The sequence below is a fragment of the Herbaspirillum sp. C7C2 genome (genome assembly GCF_022627865.1).
GTDB lineage: Bacteria > Pseudomonadota > Gammaproteobacteria > Burkholderiales > Burkholderiaceae_D > Herbaspirillum > Herbaspirillum frisingense.
Genome location: NZ_JABXGI010000017.1, coordinates 12741 through 38659 on the forward strand (window position 1 = coordinate 12741; position 25919 = coordinate 38659).

Genomic DNA, 25919 nt, shown 5'->3' on the forward strand with positions numbered 1-25919 from the left:
GCACACATGGCAGCCGCGCCGTCCGCCCCGCAACCAGAGACTCCGCATGAAAATCATTTCCTCCATCGAAGAACTCCGTGACCACCTGCGCGGCCAGTTGCGCACCGCCTTCGTGGCGACCATGGGCAACCTGCACGAAGGCCACCTCTCGCTGATGCGCCTGGCGCGCACCCACGGCGACCCGGTGGTGGCATCGATCTTCGTCAATCGCCTGCAGTTCGGCCCCAACGAGGACTTCGACAAGTATCCGCGCACCTTCCAGGCCGACGTCGAAAAGCTGGAGAAGGAAGGCGTCTACGTGCTCTTCGCGCCGACCGAAAAGGACATGTATCCGGAGCCGCAGGAATACCGTGTGCAGCCGCCCAACGACCTGGGCAACATCCTGGAGGGCGAGTTCCGTCCCGGTTTCTTCACCGGCGTATCGACGGTGGTGATGAAGCTGTTCTCCTGCGTGCAGCCACGCGTGGCGGTGTTCGGGAAGAAGGATTACCAGCAGCTGATGATCGTGCGTAACATGGCGCGCCAGTTCGCCCTGCCCACCGAGATCGTCGGCGCCGAGACCTATCGTGCCGAGGATGGCCTGGCGCTGTCGTCGCGCAATGGCTACCTGTCGCCGGCCGAACGCGCCGAGGCGCCCCTGCTCTACAAGGTCTTGAACGACGTCGCCAATGAAGTGCGCGGTGGTCAGCACAATGTGGCGCTGGTGGAGCAACTGGCCATGGAACGCCTGGCCGGTCGTGGCTGGCAGCCTGACTACGTGGCCGTGCGCAAGCGCATCGACCTGCAACCGCCGACCGCTGCCGACATGGAACAGGGTACGCCGCTGGTGGTGCTGTCGGCCGCCAAGCTGGGCGCGACCCGTCTGATCGACAACCTCGAAGTCTGACGCATGCCGGCGGCCGCGCCATTCGGACTGGCCGTCCTGGCCCTGTTCAGCAGCGCTGCTGCCCATGCGGCAATCACCGTGCAGGACGACCTGGGCCAGAACGTGACCCTGGCGCAACCGGCGCAGCGCATCGTCAGCCTGGCACCACATGTGACCGAACTGCTTTACGCGGCCGGTGCCGGCGCCAGACTGGTTGGCGTGAGCAACCATAGCGACTACCCCCCGCCAGCGGCCAGCCTGCCCACCCTGGGCGGCTACAACGCGCTCGACATGGAGCGCATCCTCAGCCTGAAGCCGGACCTGATCGTGGCCTGGCACAGCGGCAACAAGCCGCTGCAGCTGGCGCGCCTGCGCAGCTTCGGCATCCCCGTCTATGAGAGCCAGCCGGCCGACTTCGGCATGGTGGCAAGGTCTCTGGAAAAGCTGGGTCACCTGGCGGGCAGCGATACCACCGCACAAGCTGCGGCTGCGCGCTTCCGCGTCCGTTGGCAAGAACTGGCCACGCACTACCAGGGCCGTGCGCCGGTGAGCGTGTTCTACCAGATCTGGAGCCAACCGTTGATGACGCTCAACGGCCAGCACATGGCCTCGGCAGTGCTGCGCCTGTGCGGTGGTCGCAATCTCTTCGCCGACCTGCCGCAACTGGCGCCCACCATCAGCGTGGAAGCCGTGCTGGCAGCCGATCCCCAGGTCATCCTTACCCCCGGTGACGCTCGCGACCAGCCGCTGGAACGCTGGAAGCAGTTCCCCCGCCTGCGCGCAGTGCGCGACGGACAGCTTTACACGATCAATGCGGACTGGATGAACCGGGCCGGGCCAAGAGTGCTGGAAGCCGCCGAAGAGGTCTGCGGGAAGTTGGAGCAGGCACGCCGAATGGCGCCTGCGCATTAAAAACATCCCTCGCCAGGAGGGATGTCGAGGACCAGGGAGTGATCTTCAGAAGCGGTATTTCAGGCCGGCTGCGAAAAAGTTCACATCGGCATTGGAGTGGCCGGCCAGACCTTCATAACGGGTGTAGCCAGCGTTGATGCTGACGATCTCGCTGAGATCGTGTTCATAGCCCAGACCCAGCAGGTAACCGGTCCCCGACTTGGACGCCCGCTCGCTGACGCTGCCGGAAAATCCAAAACCACTATACTCATAGCGAACATCTTCGGTGAACTTGGCCTGGGTGATCCCCCCTTTGAAATAGACGCCCGGCAGGACGTTGGAGAATTTGTAGGCGGCCGTCAGATCGAAGCCGCTCACGCGTGCCTTGGCACTGTCTCGCGAGAAGCGGTCCGTCTTTTCCAAACTGGTTGCGCCGATGCGGAAGTAGCCCATCTCGACAGAGAAATTGGGAGTGAACTGATACCCGCCCCCAAAACGAATCATGCCAGCATCGTTTTTCTCGATGGTGCCTGGCGAATGCTCGACATCAATATCGTAGTGCGCTGCGCCGCCTTCTAGACCGACATAAAAGCCTGGCCCGGACTTCACGGCCTGTGCCGCCACGGTGGCACAGGCGACCGACAGCAAGCCGGCGGCCATTAGGTGGATTTTCTTCATCTGTTCCTCTTGTCATGATGTGAAAGAAACTTCCCGGCAGACTGGATGAACTGGCCGGGCGCGACTACCGGAAACACGAAGTACGTGGACCCGATAGCCGGCAGCGATGATAGAAGTGAGGCAATGCAGGGAAACGCGCAAAGAAAAATGGCGACCAAAATCTCGCGGTTTCACGACATCAAAATCGTTAGATCTTGAGATTGAAGTGAATTTCGTGACTTGGATGTAGCGCGCAAGCGACGTGGTATTCAGCCGGGCGGCAGGGGCAGGAACTGCAGCATCCCGTCTATCTCAACCTGCACGAAGCGGCAGCCAAAGGCTGCCTCCAGCGCCGCAGGCCGGCATATCTCTTGTGCCGGCCCCGCCCAGCGCCGCCCTTCGGCCAGCAACAGCACATGCGTCGCAAAACGGCTGGCAAGGTTGATATCGTGGCAGCTTGCCACCACGCCCTTGCCCCCTGCGGCGAGTTCGCACAGCAGGGTCATGAGCTGCAGTTGCGCGGCGACGTCCTGGTGCGAGGTCGGTTCATCCAGCAGATACAGGTCGGGGTCCTGTGCCAGCAAGGTCGCCAGTCCGACACGCTGGCGCTCGCCACCGGAGAGCTGCAGCAGGTCCGCCGCAGCCAGCGACGACAGACCCACGCGCTCCAGCGCCTCCAGCGACAGGTCCTCATCCTCGGCGGTCGCCTGCCAGCCGCCGTGATGCACGAAGCGTCCGGCCAGCACCGCCTCGATCACCGGCATGGAAAAGGCGTCGTGCTGCTGTTGCAGCAGCAGGCCACGATGGCGCGCCATCTCCGCCGGCGACAGGCCTTGCAGTGGCTGCCCCAGCAGTTGCCACTGCCCGGCATGGGTCGGCTGCAAGCCGGCGGCGGCGTGCAGCAATGTGCTCTTGCCGATGCCGTTGCGCCCCAGCACACACCAGAATTCCCCGGGTCGCACCTGCCAGTCCAGGCCTTCCAGCAGGATGCGGGAGCCCACCTGCAACGACACCTGCTGCGCCTGCAGTATGAAAGAAGCTGGCGCGCTCATGAACGCCCCCGCGCCAGCAACCACAAGAAGCAAGGCACGCCGATCAGCGCCGTGATCACGCCCACCGGCAACTGCACCGGGGCGACCACGGTGCGCGCCAGCAAGTCGGCCAGGGTCAGCGCCGCGCCGCCGCCCAGCATGGCACCGGGCAACAGCAGTCGCTGGTCGTTGCCGATCAACAGGCGCAGGCCATGCGGCACCACCAGTCCGACAAAACCGATGGTGCCGGCCATGGCCACCGCCATGGCGGTACAGGCCGCTGCCGTGCACAGCACCATCACCCGCAGCCACAGCACCGGTACGCCCAGCAACTGGGCAAAGGCATCGCCTCGCGCCAGCAGGTTCAACGCCGGTGCGTAGCGCAAGGCCCACAGCAAGGCCAGTATCAATACCGCTGCCGTCACCGGCAGCAAGCGGGCATCGTCAAGATCGCCGATCAGCCAGAACACCATGCCACGCAATTGCGCGTCAGGGGCCACCGACAAGGCCAGCGAAATCAGCGCGCCAAATCCCGCCGCCAGCATCACCCCGGTCAGCAACAGGCGCTGGCTGGACAGCAGGGGCGAAATGGCCAGATGCCGCAGCGACTGGCGCACCAGGCCGAACAACAGCAGCATGGCCACGGCCGCGCCCAGCAGCGCCCCCGGGGCGGTCGCCAACTGCACCGGCCAGCCCAGATGCAGCGCCGCCAACATGGCCAGCAATGCGCCCGCCGCCGAACCACCGGAGAGGCCCAATACATAAGGGTCAGCCAGTGGATTGCGCAACAGCACCTGCATCAATGCGCCCGACAAGGCCAGTGCCGCGCCTACCGCAAAGGCCGTGAGCGCGCGCGGCACGCGCAGGGACAGCAGCAGCGAGACCGAGTCGGCCGAGGCCGAGGGACGCAGGCAACCCGTGCTGCCGCACAAGGCCGCTGCCGTCAGCGAAAGCAGGGACAGCAGCAGCAGGGTGCACAGCACGGGGAGGAAGCGTCGCATCGGCGGCAGGCCAGGATCAGGAAGGAAAATTCATGAAGTCCGCATCAAAAGTCATAGCGGGCCGTGAATTTTACCGCCCGGCCGTCTTCCGGGTAGATGCCCGAGACCGAACCCCCACTGCAGTCATAGGCCTGGGAGTAATACTTGCGGTCGGCCAGGTTGGTTCCGGTCAGGGCAAATTCCCAGGCGCTCACGCGCAGCGCGTAACGGGCGTCGAAGGTGGTGAAGGAAGGCATCTTGGCGCAGGTGTTGGCGAAATCGTTGCCCATGCGCTGGCGGTCCACCCAGCGCGCCCCGACATCGGCGCTGTGCTGGCCGGACTTCCAGTTGAGCCGGGTGGTGAAGGTATTGGCCGGCACCAGCGCCAGTTGATTGCCACTGTTGGCCCCCTCCTCGAAGCGGGCGTCGATGTGCTGGTAGGTGGCGTTCACGCCCAGGGTTTCGGTCAGCTGCAGGCGCCCCTCCACTTCCACGCCCTGGTGGCGGGTGGGCGCCAGGTTGCTGTTGGCACCGAAGCCGCCATTGGCGGTGGGATCGTAATAGAGCTCGTCACGCAGACGGTGGCGGAACCAGCGCAGTGTCAGCTGCTGCCCGGTCTTGCCCAGGGTGGCCCCCAGCTCCAGGTCGTGCGACACCTGGGGCTTGAGCACGGCACCGGTGGGCAGCGCGGTGTAGCCGTTTTCGTCCGGCGTGGCCAGGCGATAGCTCTGGCCGGTCTTGGCAAAGGCGCGCAGCAGCGGCAGCGGCGCATAGCTGGCCTGCAGGTCCCAGGCATTGACGGCGCTGTTGCGGTCGTACAGGCCGGAATCGCTCTGCTGGTTGAACACTTCGCGCCGTACGCCGGCGGCCAGGCGGGCGTTGCGGGCGAATTCGATTTCGTCGCGCAGGTAGAGTGCCTTGGAGCGCTGGGCGGCATCGCTGTTGCCGTAGCTGGCGTTGTTATAGGCCGTCCATTCGGCCAGGTCGATGCCGGCGATGGCTTCGTTCTTCCACGCCCCCTGGTCGATCACATGACGCAGGCGCGGCGAGAATTGCGTGCCGCGGATATTGACCTGGGTAGTTGACCCGCTGCTGACATAGCTGGAGCGGGAGATCTTTTCGCGGTGGGCCAGCTCGGCGGCAACATCGAAGGCGCCGAAGCGGCGTTCCAGGAAGGCCGTCACGCTGTCGTTGTCGTAGGAGCCGCGGTCCAGCGGCTTGCTGGTCTGGCGGGCATTGGATTGGTATTGCGCCTGGGTCAGGCTGCCGGGCAGGCCGTAATCGGCACGCGACAGGGTGGCACGCAGGCCGAAGCGCCAGTCGCTGGCGAACCACTGCACGGTGGAGCTCAGATTTTCCTGGCTGGACTGGGCGTTGTCGCGCCAGTTGTCGCTGCGCGACTTGGCATAGCTGGCGTCGATGGAAAAGTTGTCCCAGCCGCGCGAGACCAGTGCCCGTCCGCCGCGCAGCCCCTGGCTGCCGACCTCGCCCACCACGGTGCCGTGGCCGCTGTTGGCCTGCGGTCGGCGCGTGATGATCTGGATGGTGCCACCGGTGGCGCCGCTGCCGTACAGCACGCTGCTGCCGCCACGCACGATCTCGATGCGTTCGATGTTCTCGATGGGGATGGAGGACAGCAGCGGTGTGCTCAGTTCGTTTTCGGAAATGCGCACGCCGTCCAGCAGCACCACCATGTTCTGGTCGCCATTGGTGCCAAAGCCGCGCAGGTCCAGCGGGAAGTCCTTGGGCCCGGCCAGGCTCTGGCGGCCATACACCCCACCCAGCTTGCGGATGGCTTCATTGGCATTGTCGATGCCGGCTTCGCGGATCTGCTCGGCAGTGATGACGGTGGCCGCCACCGGCGGGAAGGTCGGGTCATTGGGAAAACGCGAGGCCGACACCACCACCGGCGCGAGTGCCGCCGCCGGGTCGATAGCCGGGGCGCCGGTCGCGGCCAGGGATGCCTGCGCCAGGGCCGACAGGATCAGGGTGCTGCCCAGGCTGAGGGCAAAAAGGGGACGCTGGCCGCCGTGGCTGGCCGGGGAATTGACGTTATGCATGGAAAAGAGACTCGGTGAAGTGGTCCGGCCTGCTTCCCCGCGGGCCGGAATCAACGGAAGCCGCACCGGCATCGCCACGCGCAGTTTCCTCCCGTTCTGGCCGGTCTCCGGGCTGCAGGCATGACCATCGGCCTTCCCATGCAGCGCCGTGTACGTCAGCCGGCCAGCGCTGGCCGATTGAACCGGACACGGAACCTGCACAGTGGCATGGGGGATGGTGTTGCCGGCAACACGCGACGTCTCGTCATGGTGTCACTGTATCGCCGGCGCCTGGTTACCGTTGCGGGGGCAGCACACCTTGACCAGCCCCGCCCGCGTGCCGCGAACCGAACTGGTGCGTGTTTCCCGTTTAACTGCCGGCAAGAACGCGCCGGCGGGCACCAAAACGGCGCCATTGTAGGCGTGCCAGGCGGGCATCACAAGTCGCTACAGGCCGGCGCCTGCCAAATACAAGGCAAAAATCGGCCAAATTTAAGACCACAAGCCATCCTGATGTAAATCAGCACAAGCCCGGCATGCGTATTGCTTTAAGGAAAAAGCCAGATAGAATTCGAACTTATATCGAAAAAATTCGATTTTTTACGAATTTATTTCGGAGAGACGCCCCGAGCCGGCTTGCCACAAGGGGCGAAAAAACGAAACAAATGGGGGGATTTCACTCGCTGTTTGGCCGATGAGATGGCTGTACCCGGCCCTATACTCGGCGCCATGGCATCGTCGACCCGCTGACCGTCTGGTCCGCTGGCCTCACCTGTCATCCCTGAATCGTTGTCGTGGTCTGCGAGCCTTCAGACTCCGCCCTTGCCTGCCGATATCTATTGGATATCCCGGATGGGACGGTTGCTGTGCCTCCCGGAACGACGCATTTGATCCGCCTACGGGCAACTTTGCATAGCAGTGCGCCGCCGAGCGCACCACATTTGTTGGGAGAATCAGTAATCATGAGCGACGACGTTGATCTGGAAGCATTGTTTGACGAAATTTCCTCGCAGACCTTACCGGGCATGACCGCCGGCGAGGCTGGCGCGGCTGCCGGTGCCGCTGGTGGGGCAGCCGGTGCGGGCGACGATGCCCAGCAGGCGCAGGAAGATCAGAGCGACAAGCCCATGTATGAACGCCTGGGTGGCATCGTCCGTCTGCTGCATGATTCGATGCGCGAACTGGGCTACGACCGCTCCCTGACCGATGTGGCCGAGCAGATCGGCGACGCCCAGAGCCGCCTGGAGCACATCGCCACCCTGACCGAGCAGGCCGCCAACAAGGTGCTCAATGCGCTGGACTCCGGCATGCCCGCGCAGGACCGCCTGCAGGAGCAGGCCAAGGACATCAACGACCGCTGGAACAAGCTCTATGCCGGTCAGCTGAACATCGAAGAATTCAAGAAACTGGCGGGCGACTCGCAGAAGTTCTCGTCCTCGGTGATCGAATCGACCGAAGCGGAAAAGGCCCGCATGCTGGAAATCATGATGGCCCAGGACTTCCAGGACATCACCGGCCAGCTGATCAAGAAGATCGTGGGCATCACCACCACCGCCGAACGCGAACTGGCGCAATTGCTGCGCGACAATGCGCCGGCTGAAGTGCGCGCCCAGATCGAGGCAGAAAAGCCGGTTACCCTGATGAACGGCCCCGCCTCGCCGGGTACCGCCATGGGCCAGACCGATGTGGACGACTTACTCGACAGCCTGGGGTTCTAATGGATGACGAAATGCTCAAGGATTTTGTCGTTGAAGCGTTGGAGCTGGCGACCAACGTGGAAGAGCATCTGCTGACGCTCGAACGACATCCTGATGACCTTGAAATCCTCAATGCGGTCTTCCGCGCCTTCCACACCATCAAGGGCGGCGCCGGGTTCGTGAACCTGCCGGCCATGGTGTCGGCCTGCCACCTGACCGAAAACCTGTTCGACGCCCTGCGTACCGGCAAGGCGCCGGTGACGCCGCTGGCGATCGAAGCGGCGCTGCAGGCCAGCGGCTTCGTGGCCGACCAGTTGAACGAACTGTCCAATGGCGCCGCGCCCGACAGCCTGGCTTCGATGCCGGCCGAACTGAAGGACATCCTGACCCAGGCCATCGAAGGCAAGAGCGATGCGGCTCCGGCCGCCGCCCCTGCTGCTGCGGCACCGGTTGCGGCCGCGGTCGCGCCGGTGGCTGCGGCCGCCGCCAGCGCCCCGGCGGCCAGCGTCGATGGCAGTGCCAGCGTGATGAAGAATGGCGAGCTGGACTGGCCCGCGCTGTACCAGGCCCTGGTTCCAGGCGCCGCAGTGGCCGCACCTGTGGCTGCAGCCGACGCCGCGCCGGCAGCAGCCCCTGTGGCCGCCGCAGCTGCGGCTGCTCCGGCCGCCGCCCCGGCTGCCGATGGCGAACCGAAGGCCGCAGCACCCGCCCAGCACAACCGTCGCGCCAGTGACACGGGCGGCGGTGCCAAGGAAGAAAGCATCCGTATCGATGCCGGCAAGCTCGACGCCCTGCTGGAAGTGGCCGGCGAATCGGTGCAGGCCGCCAACCAGGCCGCCGTGCTGCTGGAAAAGCTGCAACAGTTCAAGTTCGAAGGCACGGCTGCCGCGCTGATGTCGACCCTGGCCGAAACGCTGGGCCGCGCCTCGCGCTATTCCAGCGAACTGCAACGTGCCACCCTGTCCACCCGCATGCAGCCGGTGGGCCGACTGTTCCAGAAATTCCCGCGACTGGTGCGCGAACTGGCCAAGGACCTGGGCAAGGACGTGGACCTGGTCATCACCGGTGCCGATACCGAAGTCGACCGCGTGGTGGTGGACAGCCTCTACGACCCGCTGGTGCACATGCTGCGCAACTCGCTGGACCACGGCATCGAAGTGGACCGCGCCGCCGCCGGCAAGTCCAACAAGGCGACCATTTCGCTGCACGCCTGGCAGGCCGGCAGCAGCGTCATGATCGAAGTGTTCGACGACGGCAAGGGCATGGACCCGGACATGCTGCGCAACAAGGCGCTGGCCAAGGGCCTGATCACCGAACACCAGGCGCTGACCTCGGACGAGGCGCTGCAACTGGTGTTCCTGCCCGGTTTCTCGACCAAGGAAGTGGCCTCCAGCGTCTCCGGACGCGGCGTGGGCATGGACGTGGTCAAGACCGCCGTGGAAAAGCATCGCGGCACCATCCGCATCGACTCCACCATTGGCAAGGGGACCAAGTTCTCGATCCGCCTGCCGATCGAACTGTCGATCATCCCGACCATGCTGGTGCGCTGCGCCGGCGCCCCGCTGGCCCTGCCGATGGCGGTGGTCGAACGCGTGGTGGAACTGCCGGAGACCTTCGACGAGGTCGGCGGTGCCCCGGTGCTGCGCGACCAGGGTCGTCCGCTGCCGGTCAATTCGCTGGCCGGGGTCCTGGGCTACGAGCCGGGCAATGAGCGCGTGGGCATCGTCATGGCGGTACCGCATCCCTACATCCTGGGGGTGGAATCGGTGGAAGGCACGGCCGACCTGGTGATCAAGCCGCTGACCGCGATCCACACCGCCGGCATCACCGGTACGGCTCGCTCGGCCGAGGGCGAACTGGTGCTGGTGGTGGGCCTGTCCTTCCTGCTGGACGGCTGCCGCGACATGGAACGCACTGCCGTGGCATAAGCCGCACTGCAGTACGGACAAGGCAAAACGGCCGGATCGTCATCGATCCGGCCGTTTTGTCTTGTCATCAACCCTTGGCGGGCTCAGAGCTCGTACATGTCCTTCTCTCCCTCCATCACCTGGGCGATCAGCTTGCGGTTCAGGGTCGGTGCCAGCAATTCGATGAAGGTATAGACATAGCCGCGCAGGTAGGCGCCCTGCTTCAAGGCCACGCGCGAGACATTGGTACCGAACAGGTGGCCCGCCGGAATCGCCCGCAGGCCACGGTCGCGCTCGGCATCGAAGGCGATGCCGGCGATGATGCCCACGCCCATGCCCAGTTCCACATAGGTCTTGATGACGTCGGCGTCGATGGCTTCCAGCACCACGTCGGGCTTCAACTGGCGCAGCGAGAAGGCGTGATCGATCTTGCTGCGGCCACTGAAGGCCGAGTCATAGGTGATCAGCGGATTGCCCGCGATCTCTTCCAGCGTCAGGCTCCTGGACTGCAGCAGCGGGTGCTCGGGTGGCACCACCACCACGTGCTCCCATTGATAGCAGGGCAGTGACACCAGACCCTCGCCGGAGGCCAGGGCTTCGGTGGCGATGGCGATGTCGGCTTGGTCATTGCGGACCATCTCGGTAATCTGCTTGGGATTGCCCTGCAGCAATGAAAGATGCACTTTCGGATACTTCTGGGTGAAGGCCTGCACCACCTTGGGCAAGGCGTAACGCGCCTGGGTATGGGTGGTGGCGATGGTAAAGCTGCCGCTGTCATGCGCGGCGAACTCCTTGCCGATGCGTTTCAGGCCATCCACCTCCTGCATGATCAGCTCCACCGAGCGCAGCACTGCCCGGCCCGGCTCGGTCAGGCCACGGATGCGCTTGCCGTGGCGGGTGAAGATATCCACACCCAACTCTTCTTCCAGCTCGATGATGGCCTTGGAGACGCCCGGCTGCGAGGTGTAGAGCGCCTTGGCGGCCTCGGTGAGGTTGAAGTTCTGCCTTACCGCTTCGCGTACGAAACGGAACTGATGAAGATTCATGCGGGAATTCCTTCGCTTCTACCTGGGACGGTGTCTGCATGTACGTTGAGGTCTGCGACGTCCGCCTGATTCATTTGCCGCATTTCCATATGCCAAAGGCGTATATAAGCAAATAAATACTATGTAGTTTGGTTTGAAACATAAGTTTATTACGATTCGCAGACTAATGGGCGAGGTGTTATGACTGTTTCTTATGTAGTAAGCGGATTTGCCGTAGGACTGCTGGTCGGCCTGACCGGGGTCGGCGGCGGCTCGCTCATGACGCCCCTGTTGACCTTGCTGTTCGGCATCCACCCTTCCGTAGCGGTCGGTACCGACCTGGCCTTTGCCTCGGCCACCAAGACCGCCGGCACCCTGGCCCACCGTTTCAAGGGGACAGTGCGCTGGGACGTGGTACGTCGCCTCTCCTATGGCGCCCTGCCCGCTGCGCTGGTGACTACGCTGCTGCTGAAGCATTTCGGCGCCGTCAGCGAGGGCATCGCCCTGACCATCCGTTATTCGATCGCCATCTCGGTGTTCCTGACCGTGATCGCGCTGCTGTTCCGTTCGCGCATGCAGGCCTGGCTCAATGCCAACCCGCAACGCCAGCTGCAAGGCGCTACCCTGTCCAACGCCACCATTGCCGCCGGCGTCCTGCTGGGCACGCTGGTGACCATCTCCTCCATCGGCGCCGGTGCGGTGGGCGCGACCTTGCTGGTCTTGCTGTATCCTCGCCTGACGCCGGCCGAGATCGCCGGCACCGACATCGCCTATGCCGTCCCGCTGACCGCCATTGCCGCACTGGGTCACTGGTGGCTGGGGTCGATCAACTGGGAATTGCTGGCCACCCTGCTGCTGGGGTCGGTACCGGGCATCACCATCGGTTCGCTCGCGGCGCGGGCGGTGCCGGAGAAATTCTTGCGTGGCCTGCTGGCCATTACGCTGACGAGCGTTGCAGTCAAGCTGATTTGGTAGGCTGATTTTCAATCGGGCGCACCTTGCTTCACGGGTCGCCCATCAAGACGTTAACAGGGAAAACAAGATGTACCGCTATGACCAATACGATCACCTGATCGTCAAAGAGCGAGTCGCACAATACCGGGACCAGGTGCGTCGGCGCCTGTCGGATGAGCTGGCCGAAGACGAATTCCGCATCCTGCGCCTGCAAAATGGCCTGTACCTGCAACGCCATGCCTACATGCTGCGCATCGCCATCCCCTACGGCATGCTGGCCTCCAACCAACTGCGCAAGTTCGCCGAGATCGCCGTCAAGTATGACCGCGGCTATGGTCACTTCACCACCCGCCAGAACATCCAGTTCAACTGGATCAAGCTGGAAGAATCCCCGGAAATCCTGGAGCAGCTGGCCAGCGTGGAAATGCACGCCATCCAGACCTCGGGCAACTGCATCCGCAACACCACCTCGGACGAGCTGGCCGGCGTGGCCGCCGACGAGATCGTGGACCCGCGCCCGTACGCCGAACTGATCCGCGAGTGGAGCACCTTCCACCCCGAGTTCGCCTACCTGCCGCGCAAGTTCAAGATCGCCATCAGCGGCGCGGCCGAAGACCGTGCCGCCACCGCCGTGCATGACATCGGCCTGCACGTGCTCAAGAACGAGGCCGGCGAAGTGGGCTTCCGCGTGCTGGTCGGCGGCGGCATGGGCCGCACCCCCATCCTGGGCAGCGTCATCCGCGACTTCCTGCCCTGGAAGCATGCCATGTCCTACCTGGAAGCCATCCTGCGCGTCTACAACCAGCATGGCCGCCGCGACAACATGTACAAGGCCCGCATCAAGATCCTGGTCAAGGCCATCGGCCCCGAGGAATTTGCGCGCCAGGTCGAGGCCGAATGGGCCGACATCAAGGACGGCCCCTCCACCCTGACCGAGGAAGAACTGCAGCGTGTGGCCAAGTTCTTCACCGACCCGGCCTACGAAAACCTTCCTGCCGTGGACGCGGAATATGAACGTCTGAAGGCAGAAGACCGTGGCTTCGCCAACTGGATCAAGCGCAACGTCAAGGCGCACAAGAAGCCCGGTTATGCCGCCGTGCTGCTGTCGCTGAAGAAGCCGGGCGTACCCCCGGGCGACATCACGGCTGACCAGATGAACTTCGCCGCCGACCTGGCCGACCAGTACAGCTTCGGCGAACTGCGCGTGACCCACGAACAGAACCTGGTGCTGGCCGACGTCAAGCAGTCCGAACTGTACGCGCTGTGGAAAGCCGCCAAGTCGCACGGCCTGGCCACGCCCAACATCGGCCTCCTGACCGACATCATCTGCTGCCCCGGTGGCGATTTCTGCTCGCTGGCCAATGCCAAGTCGATCCCGATCGCCCAGGCCATCGCCGAGAAGTTCGAGAACATCGATTTCCAGCATGACATCGGCGACATCGAACTCAACATCTCCGGCTGCATCAACGCCTGCGGTCACCACCACGTGGGCAACATCGGCATCCTGGGCGTGGACAAGGACGGTTCCGAGTGGTACCAGGTCTCGCTGGGCGGGGCCCAGGGCAACGAGTCCTCGATCGGCAAGATCATCGGCCCCTCGTTCTCCGCCACCCAGATGCCCACCGTGATCGACCGCCTGCTGCAGGTCTACGTGCAGCAGCGCAATGAGGAAGAACGCTTCATCGATACGGTGCGCCGCATCGGTGTGACCCCGTTCAAGGAATTCGTATACGCAACGCCGATCCGTTCGGCCGACTATGTCGCAGGAGAAGACGCCAATGCCTGAAATCATCAAGAACAAGACCGTCGTCAGTGACGACTGGAGCGTGCTGCGCCTGGCTGAAGGCGAGAGCGCAGAGAGCGTGACCATCCCCGAAGGCCGCGTGATCGTGCCGCTGAAGGTCTGGCAGGCACAGGGCGAGGCACTCAAGTCGCGCCCCGAGATCGGCGTCTGGCTGGCCAGCGACGAGCGTGCCGAAGAGCTGAAGGGCCAGCTGGAGAATTTCCGGGTGGTCGCCGTGGACTTCCCCAAGTTTGCTGACGGCCGTGGCTATTCGATCGCCTACAACCTGCGCGCCCGCCTGGGCTATGCCGGCGAGCTGCGCGCCATCGGCGACGTGCTGCGCGACCAGCTGTTCTACATGCAGCGCGTGGGCTTCGATGCCTTTGCCGTGCGCGCCGACAAGAACATCCATGACGCCGTCAAGGGCCTGACCGACTTCTCCGAGAAGTACCAGACCTCCTGGGACGAGAAGAACCCGCTGTTCCGCCGCGTCAAGCGCGAAGCGGTGCAAGCCGCCGACTGAACGGCCCTATTGGACAAGGAAGGACAGCCCATGGCTAACCCAGGCTTGCAAGAACTGATCGCCAAGACCCAGGCCACGCTGGAACGCATCGCCGCCGAGTACGCTCCGGCGGCGCTGGCCTCCAGCCTGGCGGCCGAAGACATGGTGCTGACCGACCTGATCCTGCGCGGCAAGCTGCAGGACAAGATCAGCATCTTCACCCTGGAAACCGGTCGCCTGCACAAGGAAACCGTGGGCATGCTGGACCGCATCCGCGAGACCTACGATTACCAGGTCGCACCCTACCGTCCTCAGCCCGAGGCGGTCGACGCCTATGTGCAGAAGAACGGCGCCAATGCCTTCTACGACAGCGTGGAACTGCGCAAGGAATGCTGCCACATCCGCAAGATGGAGCCGCTGAACCGCGCCCTCACCGGCAAGGCCTCCTGGGTGACCGGACAGCGTCGTGCACAGTCGGTCACGCGTGCCGAACTGCACGTGCAGGAACGCGATGACGCCCACGGCATGGAGAAATTCAATCCCCTGGCGGACTGGTCGGAACAGGACGTCTGGGACTACATCCGCGCCAACGACGTGCCCTACAACCCGCTGCACGACCAGGGTTACCCGTCCATCGGCTGCGAGCCCTGTACCCGCGCCATCCAGCCCGGCGAGGACATCCGCGCCGGCCGCTGGTGGTGGGAGAACCCGGACTCCAAGGAATGCGGCCTGCACGTGGTCGATGGCAAGCTGGTGCGCATCAAGGCGCACGCGGCGGGCTGAACCAGAATTCAAGCAGAGCCACAAACAGAAACAATCAAAGCCACAACAAGCAAAGCATCGGAAGGCCCGGCATGATCACTGCGGTAGACAAACTCTTTTTGGACAACGCCAGCAACCGTCACCTCGACTGGCTGGAATCGGAAGCCATCCACATCATGCGCGAGGTCGCGGCCGAGTGCAGCAACCCGGCGCTGCTGTTCTCGGGAGGCAAAGACTCGGTGGTGCTGCTGCGCATCGCCGAGAAGGCCTTCCGCCCGGGCAAGTTCCCCTTCCCGCTGGTCCACATCGATACCGGCCATAACTTCCCGGAGGTCATCGAGTTCCGTGACCGCCGTGCTACTGAACTGGGCGAGCGCCTGGTGGTGCGTTCGGTGGAAGATTCGATCAAGCGCGGCACCGTGCGCCTGCGCAATCCGCTGACCGATTCGCGCAATGCGGCCCAGGCGGTGACGCTGCTGGAAACCATCGAGGAATTCAAGTTCGACGCCTGTATCGGCGGCGCGCGCCGGGATGAAGAAAAGGCCCGTGCCAAGGAACGCATCTTCTCCTTCCGCGACGAATTCGGCCAATGGAACCCCAAGGCCCAGCGCCCCGAACTGTGGGACCTGTATAACACCCGCGTTCATCCGGGCGAGAACATGCGCGTCTTCCCCATCTCCAACTGGACCGAACTGGACGTGTGGCAATACATCGCCCGCGAGAAGCTGGCCCTGCCCTCGATCTACTTCGCCCACGAGCGGGAAGTGATCCCGCGCAATGGCCTGCTGGTGCCACTGACTGACCTGACCCCGGCCCGCGAAGGCGAGACCGTCGAGAAACAGGTGGTGCGCTTCCGCACCGTCGGCGACATCTCCTGCACCTGCCCGGTCTCCTCTGACGCCGCTTCCGTGGAAGCCATCATCGCCGAGACCGCAGTGACCCAGATTACCGAGCGCGGCGCCACCCGCATGGACGACCAGACGTCCGAAGCCTCGATGGAAAAACGCAAGAAGGAAGGATATTTCTGATGAACGCCGCCGCAACCCAAGAACAACTGGCCAACGCCGCCGCGCCCGCGCACGAACGCGGCCTGCTGCGCTTCATCACCGCCGGCTCCGTGGACGATGGCAAGAGCACCCTGATCGGCCGCCTGCTGTTCGACAGCAAGGGCATCTTCGCCGACCAGCTCGACGCCATCTCGCGCGCCAAGCACAAGCGCACCGTGGGTGACACGGTGGACCTGTCGCTGCTCACCGATGGCCTGGAAGCCGAGCGCGAACAGGGCATCACCATCGACGTGGCCTACCGCTACTTCGCCACGCCCAAGCGCAAGTTCATCATCGCCGATACCCCGGGCCACGAGCAGTACACCCGCAACATGGTCACCGGCGCCTCCACGGCCGACGCGGTGATCATCCTGGTGGACGTGTCCAAGGTGAAGCTGGGCGACGATGGCAGCGTGGAACTGCTGACCCAGACCAAGCGCCACTCCACCATCGCCCACCTGCTGCAGATCCAGCACGTGATCGTGGCCGTCAACAAGATGGACCTGGTGGATTATGACCAGACCGTCTACGACCGCATCGTCGCTGCCTACCAGCAGTTCGCCCAGCAGCTGGGCCTGAAGGATGTGCATGTCATTCCGCTGTCGGCCCTGGCCGGCGACAACGTGGTCACCGCCAGCGAGCGCCTGTCCTGGTACCAGGGACCGACCCTGATCACCCTGCTGGAGTCGCTCTCGGTCTACGAAGATGCGCACGAAGAAGCCTTCCGCTTCCCGGTGCAGCTGGTGGCGCGCCACAACGGTCACGAAGCCAATGATTTCCGTGGCTACATGGGCCGCATCGAAGCCGGCAAGGTCGCCCGTGGTGACAAGCTGGTGGTGCTGCCCAGCGGCCAGAGCGCGACCGTCAAGGACATCCAGACCCTGGATGGTTCCCTGGAGTCGGCCACGGCCGGCCAGTCGGTGACCATCCTGCTGGACGAATACCTGGACATCTCGCGCGGCGACCTGCTGGCCGCCGCCGCCCAGCCCTCGACCATCCTCAAGACCGTCAACGCCGACGTCTGCTGGCTCTCCGAGGAACCGCTGGACCTGCGCCGCAAGTACTGGCTCAAGCACACCACCAAGCAGGTGGCCGCGCGCGTAGCCAAAGTCGATACGCTCCTGGACATCAATACCCAGGAACGCCGCCCGGCCGAGACCCTGAAGCTCAACGACATCGCCCGCATCAGCGTCAACGTGCAGCAGCCCATCGCCGCCGATGCCTACCAGGATATCCGCGCCACCGGCGCCTTCATCCTGATCGACGAAGTGAGCCACCAGACGGTCGCCGCTGGTATGATTCGGATCGACTGATTTCCCTTCGATCCGCAATCGTACCTTGTAGCAAGGCCATGGCCACCGAACAGGCAGCAAACCCATCCTCTTCCGACTCACCCGCACCCAGCCCGGACCATCCGGGCCAGGTGTGGCTGATCGGCTCCGGCCCCGGTGCGGCTGACCTCTTGACGGTGCGTGCCGCGCGCCTGCTGGCGCAGGCCGACATCGTGCTGCACGACGCCCTGGTCACCGAAGAAATCCTGGCCCTCTGTCCGCAGGCGGTGCAGGTGTCGGTGGGCAAGCGCAGTGGCCAGCGCTCCACCGCCCAGCCGGTCATCAACCAGAAACTGGTGGAAGCCGCCCAGCAATACCGCCGCGTGGTGCGTCTCAAGGGTGGGGACCCCATGCTCTTCGGCCGCGCCGACGAGGAAATGCGGGCCCTGGAAGAACACCATATCCCCTACGAGATCGTCCCCGGCATCACCGCCGCCCTGGCCGCCGCCTCGGCCGCCAAGCGCCCGCTGACCCGGCGCGGCATCGCGCGTAGCGTGTCGCTGTTCACCTCCAGCACGGGCGTGGATGAGCCGGACGAAGTGCGTATGCCCAACGGCGATACGCTGGTGCAATACATGGGCGGGCGCGAAGCCACGGCCACCGCGCAGCGCCTGCTGGCACTGGGTCACGCGCCCGATACCCCGGTGGTGGTAGTGGAAAACTGCAGCCGCCCCGACCAGCACATCTACCACCTGCAACTGGCCGGCCTGGAAGCCGGGCTGCAAGCCTGCAGCGGACCGGTGCTGGTGATGATCGGCCCGGCATTGGCAGACAGGGAGTAAGGAACTGCCCCCATTGATGGGCTCACCACTGACCGTTCGACCTGAGTAGCGGCAACGCCGCGTATCGAAGGCGCTCCGCCTCTGCGCCTTCGATACGGCCCTGACGGGCCTACTCAGTCCGAACGGTTGTCAGCCTGATTTACTACCGTTGCTGAGATCACTGTCCTATGCACCTCCTGCACGACACCAACGCCCCCGCCGCCGATGCCATCGATTTCGATGCTTTCCTGAAGGTCGATATCCGCATCGGCACCATCGTCTCGGCCGAGGCCTTCCCCGAAGCCCGCAAGCCGGCCTTCAAGCTGAAGATCGACTTCGGCCCCGGCATCGGCGTACGCCAGAGCAGCGCCCAGATCACCGCGCACTACACGCTGGACCAGCTGGTGGGCCGGCAGGTGGCGGCGGTGGTCAATTTCCCGCCGCGCCAGATCGGCAAGTTCATGTCGGAAGTATTGACGCTGGGCTTCCCCGATGCCCAGGGCGAGGTCGTCCTCTTCAAGCCCGACCAGGCAGTGCCGAACGGCGCGCGCCTGTTCTGATCGGGCCACCGCCAGGTCAGCTGCCCCAAAAGAAAATGGCCCGTTCATTCAGGACGGGCCATCTTCTTTTTGTACTGCCGAGGGGGCGAACTACTCAGCTCTGCAAGGTCCCGATGCAATAGGCGGCAATCGCCTGCAACACGGCCTCATCCTCACCCACCGCCGGCACGGTGCGAATCTCCACCTCCGGGTGGGCCTGGCGCAACTGCTCCAGCAATTGCGGCAAGTCGCGCCTTACATGGCCACCCTGCCCCAGGAATACCGGAATCACCGTCACGCGCCGGCTGCCGGCCGCCACCTGCTGCGCCACCACGCTGGGCAGGTCGGGCTGCATCAGCTCCAGGAAGGCCAGCTCCACGCCGACGGTCGGCATGGCGGCGCGGGTCAGCGCGCGCAGACGTTCGAAGGGTGCGGCCCAGGCCGGGTCGCGGGCGCCATGGGCGAAGAGGATCAAACTTTGTTGCATGCGGATGTCGTATCGGGTTGAGACGGGATCAGCTGAGATCAACTGGGGTCAGGTGCGTTCCACCCACCACAGGGCGCCGATCGCCAGCGCCATGAACAGCAGGCTGGGGAGCGCCGCCGTGACGAAGGCCGGCCAGGTATTGAGCAGGCCCAGGTGCGAAAAGAGGCTGTTGATCAACTGGAAGCACACCCCGATCATGATGCCGGTGAAGATCTTCAGGCTCACGCCACCGGCGCGGAAGTGCAGATAGGCGAAGGGCAGCGCCAGCGCCATCATCACGAAGATGGACAGCGGGTAGACGATCTTCTTCCAGAAGGCGATTTCATAGCGGTCGGTGCGCTGGTTGTTGGCTTCCAGGTGCTTGGTGTAGGCCAGCAGGTCATAGGCCGACATGCGGTCCGGGTCGGCGAACAGCACCGACAGGATTTCCGGCGTCACCTCCGAGACCAGCTTCATCTGCGCCGTCTTCACGGTCTTGACCGGCTCGGTGATCTTGCGGTCACGGCCGCCGGTGAAATCGGATTGCACCACCTCATTGAGCACCCACTGGTGATTGCCCTCGTACAGGCCGGACTTGGCGGTGATCATGCGGGCCATGTGGAAGTCGGTATCGAGCTCGTAGAGCTTGACGCCCTCGATGCGGCCATCCGGCTGCACGGTCTGGATGTTAATGAAGCGGCTGCCAGTAACATTGCCTTCCAGGCCCTTGTCCTTGATCACGTCCTTGGCCCACATGCCCGAGCGGAACTGCGAGGACATCGACGCCCCCTGCGCCTGCAACTTGAGCTTCTCGGCCCACTCGCTGGCCTTGGGCGCAATCAGCTCGCCGAAGACGATGGTCAGCACCGCAAAACCGACGCCGATGCGCAGCAGCACCTTGGCCGCCATGCCGGTGGACATGCTGGAGACCCGCATGATGGTGAATTCGGAGCGCGCCGCCAGTTGCGACAAGGTATAGATGGTGCCGATCAGCACGGCCGTGGGCATCAGTTCATAGACGTTGCCGGGCAAGCCCATGAGCACGTAGAACACCGCCTCCTGCAGCTTGTAGCCATTGCGGCCGACCTGCTCCAGCTGGCCCATCATTTCGAAGAAGGCGAACAGCGCCAGGAAGGCCGCCAGGGCAAACAGCACCGAGCGGGTGATCTCGGAGGTGAAGTAACGTTGGATGACTCTCATCTCAGGCCTCGCGCTGGAACGTCATGGCGCGGCGTATACGGCTCCACAACCGGGATGGGTGATAGGGGTGGTTGATGTTGAGTCGCAGCACGAACATGCCCACGATCAGTGCCGCCACGATCACGTGCACCGGCCACCAGGCCATCATGAAACTGGTGCGCTGCTGCGCCACCGAGGCCTGGAACACGCTCACCGTATTGCTGTACACCACGAACAGCAGCAACGCCACCAGCAGCCCCAGGGAACGGCCGGCACGCGGGTTCACGAAGGACAGCGGAATGGCCAGCAGCATCAGGGCCAGTGCCATCAGCGGCAAGGCGATGCGCCACAGCAGTTCGCCGCGCGCATAGCCGTCGCTCTTGGCTACAAGTTCCCCCATCTGCAGCGCCCGCGCCGAACGCTCACCGGCAGCCGCCTGCGACTGGTTGCCGATCAGCAGGCCATAGCGTTCGAAGTCGACGATCTGGAAATCCGGCAGGCTGGGCGAACCGTCATAGCGGCGGCCCTTGTTCATGACCACGAACTTCTCGCCATCGGGATCGATGACGGTCTCGCCTTCCTTGGCCACCACCACGCTGTTCTTGCCGTCGGCATTGATGGTGTTGACGAAGATGTTGCGCACCTTGGAGGCATCGCCGGAAATGCCTTCGACGAAGAAGATGCGGTTGGCCGCGGCCGATTCCTGGAACTTGCCGGGGGAGACGCGGGCGATGTCCTCGCGCTGCTCGAAGCGGCTGCGGTATTCGCTGCTCTGTTCATTGGCCCAGGGCGTGACCACGAAGGACAGCGTCGCCACCAGGGCCACGATGGGCCAGCCGAATTTCAGTATCGGCACGATCCAGCGCGTGAGCGACAGACCGCAGGCGAACCAGACCACGATCTCGGAATCCTGGTAGCTGCGCGTCATCACCAGCAAGACCGAGATGAAGCCGGTCAGGATGAGGATGATGGGCATGTAATTCAGGGACTGGAAGCCGATCAGGGCGATCACGTCCTGCGAAGCCACCTGGCCGCCGGCCGCCTGGCCGAGGATCTTGATCAGCATCACGGTCAGCGTGATGGTAAACAGCGTCGTGAAGACCCCACCTGCGGTGCTGGTCAGTTCGCGACGCAGAGCGCGCTGGAAAATCATGGGAATGCTGGAATTGTCTCTGGTATCGGGGTCAATGAATCGGTGGCCTGGCCCTGTGACGCATCCGGCACTGGCCGGGCTGGCGCGAACTCACGCGCGCGTGGCGTCGAAATGGGCTCTATAATCGCCAGGTAATTCATACAAAGGACGAACGATGGACTTTAGCACAAAAACATTGGACGCAAAAAACGCCGTGACCGCCGTCAAGACCGGCGCGCTGGTCGTTGGCATCTATGAAAACCGCAAGCTGTCCAAGGCAGCCGGGGCGCTGGACAAGCTGGGCGCGATCAGCGCCGCGCTGAAGTCGGGCGACATTTCCGGCAAGCCGGGCTCGACCCTGCTGCTGCGCGGCGTCACCGGCATCGCCGCCGAACGCATCGTGCTGCTGGGCCTGGGCGCCGAGGAAGAGATCGCCGACAAGAGCTTTGCCGCTGCCAGCGCCGGCCTGGTGCGCTGCCTGGCCACCCTGGGCTGCGACGACGCCGCCCTGGCCCTGCCCTTCGATGGCATCAAGGGCCGCGACCTGGCCTGGGCCATTCGCAACGTGGTACTGGCCGGCCGCGATGCGATCTATCGTTCCGACACCCTGAAGAGCAAGAAGGACCCCGCTCCCACCGGCGTCAAGAAGATCACCCTGCTGGTGAACGCCGCCGACGGCGTGACCGCCAAGGCCGCCCTGGGCGAAGCCGTGGCCCTGGCCAACGGCATGGCGCTGACCAAGGAACTGGGCAACCTGCCCGGCAACGTCTGCACCCCGACCTACCTGGCCAATACCGCCAAGAAGCTGGCCAAGGAATTCAAGCTGGGCGTGGAAGTGCTGGACCGCAAGCAGCTGGAAGCCCTCAAGATGGGCAGCTTCCTGTCGGTCACCAACGGCAGCGACCAGCCGCCCAAGTTCATCGTGCTGAAGCACCTGGGCGGCAAGTCCAAGGACGCCCCGGTAGTGCTGGTGGGCAAGGGCATCACCTTCGACACCGGCGGCATTTCGCTCAAGCCGGGCCTGAACATGGACGAGATGAAGTACGACATGTGCGGCGCCGCCTCCGTACTGGGAACCTTCCGCACCATCGCCGAACTGGGCCTGAAGCTCAATGTCATCGGCGTCATCCCGACCTGCGAAAACATGCCCTCCGGCCGCGCTACCAAGCCGGGCGACATCGTCACCTCGATGTCCGGCCAGACCATTGAAGTGCTCAACACCGACGCCGAAGGCCGCCTGATCCTGTGCGACGCCCTGACCTACGTGGAACGCTTCAAGCCGGCCGCCGTGATCGACATCGCCACCCTGACCGGTGCCTGCGTGGTCGCCCTGGGCCATCACAACACGGGCCTGTTCACCCGTGAAGACGAGGCCCACGACCAGCTGGCCAACGGCCTGCTGGCCGCCGGCCGCGACAGCGGCGACACCGCCTGGCGCATGCCGATCCAGGACGTCTACCAGGAGCAGTTGAAGTCCAACTTCGCCGATATCGCCAACATCGGCGGCCAGCCCGCCGGCAGCGTCACCGCCGCCTGCTTCCTGGAGCGCTTCACCCGCAAGTACACCTGGGCGCACCTGGACATCGCCGGCACCGCCTGGAAGAGCGGCGCCGCCAAGGGTGCCACCGGCCGCCCGGTGCCGCTGCTGACCACCTGGCTGCTCGGCCAGGCGCGCGCCCGCTCGGCACGCGGCTAAGGCACACCGCTCAGGCAGGGCCAAGGCAGGAGCTGGCCCCTGCCCGCGCAGCAACCGCAGTACCCGCCACCGCGCAAGCGGTGGTTTTTTTTCGTCCCCGCATCGCGAATTGCCACCTAGCAAGATCCAGGCAGGTGCCCGACCGCCAGCAAGCAAAGCGCTTCCCGTCTAGACTGTTGATCCATTTCCGGAACGCTGCCGATCCGCCGTGGTCGGTAACAGGGTCGACCACTGTCGCCCCCTTCAATGCCAACAAGAAAGGAACAGCATGACCAACGCCAATACCAGTGCCAATGCCAACGTCCACGCCAGCAGTGACCTCTTCAAGCCCATGCAGCTGGGCGCGGTGCAACTACAGAACCGCATCGTCATGGCCCCGCTCACACGCAGCCGCGCCCAGGCTGGCGATGTCCCCACGCCACTGGCGGCCGACTACTACGCCCAGCGCGCCAGCGCCGGCCTGATCATCGCCGAGGCCACGCAGATCTCGCCGCAGGGCAAGGGCTACGCCTGGACCCCTGGCATCTACGACCAGGCCCAGGTAGCCGGCTGGAAGAAGATCACCGATGCCGTGCACGCCAAGGGCGGCCGCATCTTCCTGCAGCTGTGGCACGTGGGCCGCATCTCCCACCCCGACCTGCAACCGGGCCATGCCCTGCCGGTGGCCCCCTCGGCCGTCAAGCCCGAAGGCAATGCCTTCACCGAAACCGGCTTCAAGCCCTTCGTCGAACCGCGCGCGCTGGAACTCTCCGAACTCCCCGCCCTCGTCGAGCAATACAAGACCGCCGCCCAGCTCTCCATGCAGGCCGGCTTTGATGGCGTGGAAATCCACGCGGCCAACGGCTACCTGCTGGACCAGTTCCTGCGCGACAAGACCAACCAGCGTACCGACGCCTATGGCGGCAGCATCGAAAACCGCGCCCGCCTGCTGCTGGAAGTGGTGGCCGCCGTCACCTCAGTGGTGCCCAGCGAACGCGTGGGTATCCGCCTGTCCCCGATCAGCCCGGCCAACGACATTGCCGACAGCGATCCCAAGGCCCTCTTCAGCTACGTGGTGCAGCAGCTGAACCGCTACAAGCTGGTCTACCTGCACGTGGTGGAGGGCGCGACCGGCGGCCCGCGCGAAGTGGCCGGCGGCTTCGACCTGCAGGTACTGCGTGACCTCTTCCAGGGCATCTACATCGCCAACAACGGCTATGACCTGGAAATGGCCGCCAAGGCGCGCCAAGGCAACCGGGCCGACCTGGTGGCCTTCGGCCGCCCCTTCATCGCCAACCCCGATCTGGTGGAACGCTTCAAGGCCGGTGCCGCACTGGCCGACTTCAACCAGGCTACGCTCTACGGTGGCGGCGCCGAAGGCTATACGGACTATCCGACGATGCAAGCGTCCTGATGCTTCGTCGCTGACGAAGGCTGATCAAGGCTGACGAAGGCTCAACACGCGCCGACAATGGCCTGCCGCAATGGCAGGCCATTGTTCGTCGTTGTTCATTGCCACGTTGCCCCGGCTGTGGCTGACCGACCGCATCCAGCCAGCGCCACGACACACAAGCCGGCGCAGCGCCCTGGCGACCGCTACAATGCCATCTGCCCCCATCACCACTGCCCATCATGAAAACAATATTCGCCACCCTGACCCTGGCCTGCTGCGCCCTGCCCGTCCTGGCCCAGCAAGCCGATACCGGCAACGGCAACGCCGATCCGCTGCAACTGCATGACCGCATCACCGGTGACCTCGGTGCCGGCGTCTACCGGCTCGAACGCAACGGCCTCGACCGCAGCGCCCGCAACACGGTCCTGCCCTACGCCTACTTCGACTATGGGCGCTTCTTCGCCCGGCTCGATACCTTCGGCATCAAGACCGCGCGCATGGGCTACGGCTACCTGGAGCTGGCCGGACGCGTGGACCTGCAAGGCTTCGATGCCGACCACGGCCTGCAACGTCGTTCCGATCCCATCCCTCTGGGCCTGGGCACCTACCAGGAAACCCCGTTCGGGGCCTTCTTCCTCAACGTCTTCCGCGACTTCAACAAGTCCCATGGCACCCTGGCAGAAGCCATCTATGCCGCCCAGTTCGATATCGGACCGGTGAGCTTCTACCCGCAGCTCGGCGTCGAGTATCGCAGCGCCAGCTACAACGATTACTTCTTCGGTGTCTCCGCCAGCGAATCTGCCGCCAGCGGCGTGCGTCAGTACCGTGCCGGCTCGTCCACCAGTCCCACCCTGGGACTGGCAGCCGATGTACCCCTCACCGGCGACTGGCACCTGAACCTGCACTGGCGTCGCAAGTGGCTCGACAACAGCGTCAGCGACAGCCCGCTGGTACGCCGCCACACCGACGACACCGCCATCGTGGCGGTGAGCTACCGCTTCAAGTAATCCCTCCTCTTCTGGCTCTGCAGGATCGCGACGACCACTGCAGAGCTTGCCTCTACAGATGAGCTTCATCGAGCTCATCCGCATCGACAAGTCAGATTTCCTGACGCATTTCCACCATCAATTTCCAGCCCGCGGGAATGCCTGAGCGCTCGGAAAAAACTTAGTTTCCGCACCCAAACAAATCCGTACGGAAATTTAAGCTCATCGTCGGAAACCCTTTACCAGTGCGACTTCCAGGAATCCTACAGCGCAACACCGGTTACCGGTAAAACGTAATATTTAGTTGTAATAGTTAGT

23 protein-coding genes and 1 riboswitch are annotated in these 25919 nt (G+C 64.2%); of the genes, 15 read left to right on the forward strand and 8 right to left on the reverse strand.

The window, feature by feature from the left end:
• Positions 1-46: 46 nt before the first annotated feature.
• Positions 47-886, forward strand: coding sequence for a pantoate--beta-alanine ligase (gene panC, locus HWE04_RS18400; protein WP_077238172.1), 840 nt, complete (start codon positions 47-49; stop codon positions 884-886).
• 3 nt (positions 887-889) lie between these two features.
• Complete coding sequence (locus HWE04_RS18405; protein WP_241813312.1) at positions 890-1777, forward strand: cobalamin-binding protein; 888 nt, start codon at positions 890-892, stop codon at positions 1775-1777.
• Positions 1778-1822: 45 nt separating this feature from the next.
• Here the strand turns inward: HWE04_RS18405 and HWE04_RS18410 are convergent, their stop codons facing one another.
• The 4 genes from HWE04_RS18410 to HWE04_RS18425 form a co-directional block, all read right to left on the reverse strand.
• The gene (locus tag HWE04_RS18410; RefSeq protein WP_241813313.1) at positions 1823-2434 is read right to left on the reverse strand and encodes a porin family protein; all 612 of its coding nucleotides are present in this window, start codon (positions 2432-2434) and stop codon (positions 1823-1825) included.
• 248 nt (positions 2435-2682) lie between these two features.
• On the reverse strand, positions 2683-3465 hold the full coding sequence (locus HWE04_RS18415; RefSeq protein WP_241813314.1) for an ABC transporter ATP-binding protein: 783 nt from the start codon (positions 3463-3465) through the stop codon (positions 2683-2685).
• Entirely contained in the window at positions 3462-4445 is a 984-nt protein-coding gene (locus tag HWE04_RS18420) for a FecCD family ABC transporter permease (RefSeq protein ID WP_241813315.1), read from the reverse strand. The genes HWE04_RS18415 and HWE04_RS18420 overlap by 4 nt, the downstream gene beginning before the upstream one ends.
• 44 nt (positions 4446-4489) lie before the next feature.
• On the reverse strand, positions 4490-6484 hold the full coding sequence (locus HWE04_RS18425; protein WP_241813316.1) for a TonB-dependent receptor family protein: 1995 nt from the start codon (positions 6482-6484) through the stop codon (positions 4490-4492).
• A gap of 81 nt (positions 6485-6565) precedes the next feature.
• Positions 6566-6884, reverse strand: a riboswitch (cobalamin riboswitch).
• 541 nt (positions 6885-7425) lie between these two features.
• On the opposite strand from HWE04_RS18425, the gene HWE04_RS18430 reads away from it, so the two are divergent.
• The gene (locus HWE04_RS18430) at positions 7426-8181 is read left to right on the forward strand and encodes a protein phosphatase CheZ (RefSeq protein WP_241813317.1); all 756 of its coding nucleotides are present in this window, start codon (positions 7426-7428) and stop codon (positions 8179-8181) included.
• Positions 8181-10088 carry a chemotaxis protein CheA gene (locus HWE04_RS18435; protein WP_241813318.1) on the forward strand — a complete coding sequence of 636 codons (1908 nt, stop codon included), beginning with the start codon at positions 8181-8183 and terminating at the stop codon, positions 10086-10088. The genes HWE04_RS18430 and HWE04_RS18435 overlap by 1 nt, the downstream gene beginning before the upstream one ends.
• 83 nt (positions 10089-10171) lie before the next feature.
• On the opposite strand, the gene HWE04_RS18440 is transcribed toward HWE04_RS18435, so the two are convergent.
• The gene (locus HWE04_RS18440; protein WP_077238165.1) at positions 10172-11113 is read right to left on the reverse strand and encodes a CysB family HTH-type transcriptional regulator; all 942 of its coding nucleotides are present in this window, start codon (positions 11111-11113) and stop codon (positions 10172-10174) included.
• Positions 11114-11293: 180 nt separating this feature from the next.
• On the opposite strand from HWE04_RS18440, the gene HWE04_RS18445 reads away from it, so the two are divergent.
• The 8 genes from HWE04_RS18445 to HWE04_RS18480 all read left to right on the forward strand — a co-directional run bounded on the left by HWE04_RS18445 (position 11294) and on the right by HWE04_RS18480 (position 18791).
• Positions 11294-12067, forward strand: coding sequence for a sulfite exporter TauE/SafE family protein (locus HWE04_RS18445; protein ID WP_006465658.1), 774 nt, complete (start codon positions 11294-11296; stop codon positions 12065-12067).
• 67 nt (positions 12068-12134) lie between these two features.
• A complete protein-coding gene (locus HWE04_RS18450; RefSeq protein WP_241813319.1) occupies positions 12135-13832 on the forward strand; it encodes a nitrite/sulfite reductase in 1698 nt (565 codons plus the stop codon).
• Positions 13825-14352 (forward strand): DUF934 domain-containing protein, encoded by a 528-nt coding sequence (locus HWE04_RS18455; protein ID WP_006465660.1) that lies wholly within the window; start codon positions 13825-13827, stop codon positions 14350-14352. Before HWE04_RS18450 ends, HWE04_RS18455 begins: the two co-directional genes overlap by 8 nt.
• A 30-nt stretch (positions 14353-14382) precedes the next feature.
• Positions 14383-15114, forward strand: a complete 732-nt coding sequence (locus tag HWE04_RS18460) for a phosphoadenylyl-sulfate reductase (RefSeq protein ID WP_241813320.1) — start codon at positions 14383-14385, stop codon at positions 15112-15114.
• A 71-nt stretch (positions 15115-15185) separates the two neighbouring features.
• Positions 15186-16121, forward strand: a complete 936-nt coding sequence (gene cysD, locus HWE04_RS18465; protein ID WP_241813321.1) for a sulfate adenylyltransferase subunit CysD — start codon at positions 15186-15188, stop codon at positions 16119-16121.
• Positions 16121-17452 (forward strand): sulfate adenylyltransferase subunit 1, encoded by a 1332-nt coding sequence (locus HWE04_RS18470; RefSeq protein WP_241813322.1) that lies wholly within the window; start codon positions 16121-16123, stop codon positions 17450-17452. The genes cysD and HWE04_RS18470 overlap by 1 nt, the downstream gene beginning before the upstream one ends.
• A 38-nt stretch (positions 17453-17490) precedes the next feature.
• Positions 17491-18252: a uroporphyrinogen-III C-methyltransferase gene (cobA, locus tag HWE04_RS18475; RefSeq protein ID WP_241813323.1), complete on the forward strand. Its 762-nt coding sequence runs from the start codon at positions 17491-17493 to the stop codon at positions 18250-18252.
• A gap of 167 nt (positions 18253-18419) precedes the next feature.
• Positions 18420-18791 carry a tRNA-binding protein gene (locus tag HWE04_RS18480; RefSeq protein ID WP_241813324.1) on the forward strand — a complete coding sequence of 124 codons (372 nt, stop codon included), beginning with the start codon at positions 18420-18422 and terminating at the stop codon, positions 18789-18791.
• Between the two features lie 94 nt (positions 18792-18885).
• On the opposite strand, the gene HWE04_RS18485 is transcribed toward HWE04_RS18480, so the two are convergent.
• The 3 genes from HWE04_RS18485 to lptF are packed head-to-tail and all read right to left on the reverse strand — an operon-like array spanning position 18886 to position 21568.
• Positions 18886-19257, reverse strand: a complete 372-nt coding sequence (locus HWE04_RS18485; protein WP_241813325.1) for a sirohydrochlorin chelatase — start codon at positions 19255-19257, stop codon at positions 18886-18888.
• Positions 19258-19305: 48 nt separating this feature from the next.
• Positions 19306-20436, reverse strand: a complete 1131-nt coding sequence (gene lptG / locus HWE04_RS18490) for an LPS export ABC transporter permease LptG (RefSeq protein WP_006712775.1) — start codon at positions 20434-20436, stop codon at positions 19306-19308.
• Between the two features lies 1 nt (position 20437).
• Positions 20438-21568, reverse strand: a complete 1131-nt coding sequence (lptF, locus tag HWE04_RS18495; RefSeq protein ID WP_006712777.1) for an LPS export ABC transporter permease LptF — start codon at positions 21566-21568, stop codon at positions 20438-20440.
• A 154-nt stretch (positions 21569-21722) separates the two neighbouring features.
• Here lptF and HWE04_RS18500 point away from each other — a divergent pair, with 154 nt between their 5' ends.
• The 3 genes from HWE04_RS18500 to HWE04_RS18510 all read left to right on the forward strand — a co-directional run bounded on the left by HWE04_RS18500 (position 21723) and on the right by HWE04_RS18510 (position 25622).
• The gene (locus HWE04_RS18500; RefSeq protein WP_039876372.1) at positions 21723-23243 is read left to right on the forward strand and encodes a leucyl aminopeptidase; all 1521 of its coding nucleotides are present in this window, start codon (positions 21723-21725) and stop codon (positions 23241-23243) included.
• A 268-nt stretch (positions 23244-23511) separates the two neighbouring features.
• A complete protein-coding gene (locus HWE04_RS18505) occupies positions 23512-24636 on the forward strand; it encodes an alkene reductase (protein ID WP_241813326.1) in 1125 nt (374 codons plus the stop codon).
• Positions 24637-24854: 218 nt separating this feature from the next.
• The gene (locus HWE04_RS18510) at positions 24855-25622 is read left to right on the forward strand and encodes a MipA/OmpV family protein (RefSeq protein WP_241813327.1); all 768 of its coding nucleotides are present in this window, start codon (positions 24855-24857) and stop codon (positions 25620-25622) included.
• Positions 25623-25919: the final 297 nt, after the last annotated feature.